Origin of the sequence: Rhodoferax sp., assembly GCF_028689305.1 — a bacterium.
Taxonomy (GTDB): Bacteria; Pseudomonadota; Gammaproteobacteria; order Burkholderiales; family Burkholderiaceae_C; genus Rhodoferax.
In genome coordinates this window covers 1-4072 of the sequence record NZ_JAQTWM010000157.1, presented here as the reverse complement: position 1 = coordinate 4072, position 4072 = coordinate 1, and the positions used below count along the sequence as shown (strand labels likewise).

At 59.0% G+C, this 4072-nt stretch carries 2 protein-coding genes; both read left to right on the top strand.

The genetic code is table 11. The features are described 5' to 3' along the window. The first annotated feature begins 334 nt into the window (after nucleotides 1-334). On the top strand, nucleotides 335-1240 hold the full coding sequence (locus PHW99_RS18270; protein WP_300181104.1) for an acyltransferase: 906 nt from the start codon (nucleotides 335-337) through the stop codon (nucleotides 1238-1240). 203 nt (nucleotides 1241-1443) lie between these two features. Then, a partial coding sequence (locus PHW99_RS18265; RefSeq protein ID WP_300181101.1) for a PAS domain-containing hybrid sensor histidine kinase/response regulator occupies nucleotides 1444-4072 on the top strand: 2629 nt, incomplete at its 3' end.

Below are 4072 nucleotides of genomic sequence, written 5' to 3'. Positions count from 1 at the left end.
ACTGAGTGTGTTTGTCACCTTGCCGCACAACAATGCGGTCATGCGTGTGGCAGATGCTTCAAGTACGGTGCCGGTGCACGTCAAGCCGATTGACGCCTTTCGCTCGGCATTGGTGTTTGACAGGCTGACCGCCGGACAAACGTCATTGAAGGTGACTTTTGGTGCCGATTGAGCGGCCCTGGCCATGTCGGCCCCCGCTGGCGTGGCCGCTCAACCGCCATTGCAGGGTGTGATCGGCTTCACATTGGGGTAATTGGGGAGATACCGTGTGACCATCCTCCCCGAAAATGGCCCATCGCTGCCGTTGCTGCAGTTTTCAACCTGACTCTGTGCCATGCTCCACTTTCTCCCCGCACCGCTGATCGGCGCCATCGCCGGCGCGCTGATGCTGCTCAACATCCTGTTCTGGGTGCCCATTCTGCTGGCGTTTTCACTGATCAAGCTGGTGCTGCCCTTCAAACAGGTACGCCTGCTGATCGACCCGCTGCTGCTGCGTATTGCCGAGGCCTGGATCGCCGGCAACAGCGGCTGGATGCGGCTGACGCAAAAGCTCGACTGGCAAATCAGCGGCATTGGTGAACTGAGCCCGCGCCAGTGGTATCTGGTGGTGTGCAACCACCAGTCCTGGGTGGACATTCTGGTGCTGCAGCATGTGCTGAACCGGCGTATTCCGTTGCTGAAGTTCTTCTTGAAAAAAGAGTTGATCTGGGTGCCCATCATGGGGCTGGCGTGGTGGGCGCTGGAGTTCCCGTTCATGCGCCGGCACTCCGAGGCCTACCTGAAACAACACCCCGAAGCCCGCGGTAAGGATGCAGCCACCACCCGCGCCGCTTGTGAAAAATACGCACTGGTTCCCACCAGTGTGATGAATTTCCTCGAAGGTACCCGCTTTACCCGAGCCAAGCAACAGCGTCAGCAGTCGCCCTACCAGCACCTGCTCAAACCCAAAGCCGGTGGCGTGACACTGGCCCTGGAAGCCATGGGTGAAAAGTTTGGCGCAGTGCTGGACATCACCCTGGTCTACCCGGACGGCGCCCCCACCTTCCTGCATTTTCTGCAAGGATGCATGCCCCAGGTGATGGTGCATGTGCGCACCCTGCCCGTACCTCAGGCACAAGCTGCTGCTGGCCAAAACGCCGAGCAGGCACTGCGCGACACTTGCCAGCGCTGGGTCAACCAGCTGTGGGCCGACAAGGATGCCCTGATTTCGCAGCTTATTGTGAACAAAAACAGGCTCTAACCCACAAGCAACAAGCTTTATTAGCTATATTATTAATAGCTAAAAGTACCCTCCCCTCCGTAGCTGGCTTGGCCCCGCCAGCTTATGGAAAGCGTTCAGGGGTTTATCATCCAATGGGGCAAGCGGCAGTGGCGCTGCCCCCAATCCATCCAAGAATCGTTTTCTGGAGACCGCTCTTGTCGCATTGGCTCATTTTCCCGTTCATGACCCTCCTCATCGTCTTCTTCTGCGAGATTGTGGTCATGTACGTCCTGCAGGCGGTATTGCCTGCCGGTACCAGTCTCTGGCTGCGCACCCTGCTGGACGCCGGGCTGCTGACATTGCTCATCAGTGGCGCCCTGCTTCCCCTTCTGCTCAAGTGGCGCAGCCAATGGCGGCATGCACTGCGTATGCAGGAAGTACTCAATCAGCATGCCATCACCAGCACTGCCAGTGTTGACGGAAAGATCACTTACGCCAATCAGCGTTTCCTTGACATCAGTGGCTACACGCGGGAAGAAATCATCGGTCAAAACCACCGCCTGCTGAAATCCGGCCAGCATCCACCGGAGTTTTATCGCGAGATGTGGCGCACCATCGCCCGCGGTGGAACCTGGCAAGGCAATATCTGCAATCGTGCCAAAGGTGACGGTTTTTATTGGGTGAACGCCACCATCATGCCGTTCCTGAATGCGCGTGGCAAGGTGGAAGAGTATGTCTCCATCCGTACCGACATCACCGAGCAGAAAACCCTGGAAACCGAATTGACACGCCGGGAGTCCTGGCTCCACACCATTCTGGCCAATCTGGGTGAAGGGGTTTACACCCTGGATGCCGATGGCCAACTCACCTACCTCAACGCCGAGGGGGAACGCATCCTGGGCTGGCGCTTTGAAGAACTCAAGGGGCAGGGGGTCCATGACATCATTCACCACCACCGTCCCGACGGACAGCTTTTGCCGGCAGCCGAGTGCATGATCCACCTGGCCATGCGTGAAAACAAAATCTACCGTTCCAGCGATGAAATGTTCTTCCGCAAGGATGGCAGCTCATTGCCGATCAAAATGACTGGCGCACCCCTGGCGATCAAGGGGGAACGCATGGGATCGGTGGTGGTCTTTTCCGACATCACCAAAGAACGGCAGTTGCAGCAGGAGCTCATGGAGGCGAAACTGGCCGCCGAAGATACTGCACGGCTCAAGGCCGAATTCCTGGCCACCATGAGCCACGAGATCCGCACACCGCTCAACGGGGTCATTGGCATGACTGACCTCCTGCTTGACACCCCGCTGGATGCCGAGCAGATCGAGTTCACCAAAATCATCAAAACGTCCGCCGACACCCTGCTTGCCCTGATCAACGACATCCTGGATTACTCCAAAATCGAAGCCGGCGCCCTGGAACTGGAGCGCATCGACTTCGCGCTGCGCCCACTGGTCGAGAACACGCTGGATGTTGTGGCCAACCGGGCACAGGAAAAAGAACTGACGCTGGCCAGTTTCATCACTCCAGATCTGCCCGACCTGTTTGTGGGGGACCCGACACGCATCCGCCAGATCCTGCTCAATTTCCTGTCCAATGCCGTGAAGTTCACCGAACGCGGCGAAATCGTCATCAGCGTCGCCGCAACTCAAGCGGCAAACGGATGCCACTGGCTCACTTTCTCGGTGCGTGATTCGGGCATCGGTATGGATGCCGCCGGACTGGCGCGGCTGTTCCAACCGTTCGCCCAGGCTGACAGCTCCACAACACGCAAGTACGGCGGTACCGGCCTGGGGTTGGCCATCTGCAAACGTCTGGCACAAGGTATGGGAGGCGACATCGGTGTCGAAAGCACCCCTGGCCAGGGCAGCACCTTCTGGGTCAGACTGCCACTTGAAGCCGCTGCATCCGCAGCAATCGCCCCCGATGACGACAATCTGGTTGGCAAGCGGGTCCTGCTTGTCGGCAACAACCAGGGCAGCCGCGAGCTCTGGTGCACGCTGATCCGCTCCTGGAAGATGGATTGCGTTGCCATCGAAAGCCTGGTCAAACTGCGTGAGCAACTGCCCCATATGTCCCCGGCCCCCAGCATGATCCTGCTTGCCGAACCGCTGCCTGACGCGCACATGCTCGAAGCCGTGCAGATGATCCAGGCGGTTAGCCAGTTGCCGGTGATCTGCTGTCCGGCCCGCCCGGACAAGGAACTCAGGGACGCGCTGCGCGCCAGAAATGTCTGCGTACTGCACAAGCCCATCAAACAATCGCTGCTGTTTGACGCCATCGTCACGGCTTTGTTGCCCGGGGCTGCCGCCGAAGCGTCTCCTTTGGCCCGACGGCCGGCCATCAGCAGCGCCACAAAGACGGACTACACCGCAGGGCACGAGCTGCCTCGTGTTCTGGTCGCCGAAGACAATCCGGTGAACCAACGTATTGCCGTCCACATGCTGCAAAAACTGGGTTACGGGGTGGACGTGGTCGACAACGGCCAATTGGCCGTGCAGGCGGTCGCCAGACATGAACATGTGCTGGTGCTGATGGACTGCCAGATGCCGGAACTCGATGGTTATGAAGCCACCCGGCAAATCCGCGCAGCTGAGGCGGAAAGCGGCCGCCACATCCCGATCATTGCCATGACAGCCAATGCGCTCCCCGGCGACCGTGAAACCTGCCTGGCTGCGGGTATGGACGATTACGTGTCCAAACCTATCGTGAAGGAACGCCTAGCCACAACACTGGCCACATGGATGCCTTCATCCGGCACAACACCAGTTGTGCTGCCAGAACCTGCGACTGCCACCACCGCACCGATTGTTCTGCAGCGATTGCTTGATTTGTTGGGGGACGATGAGGCCGCCATCGACGAGCTGCTGG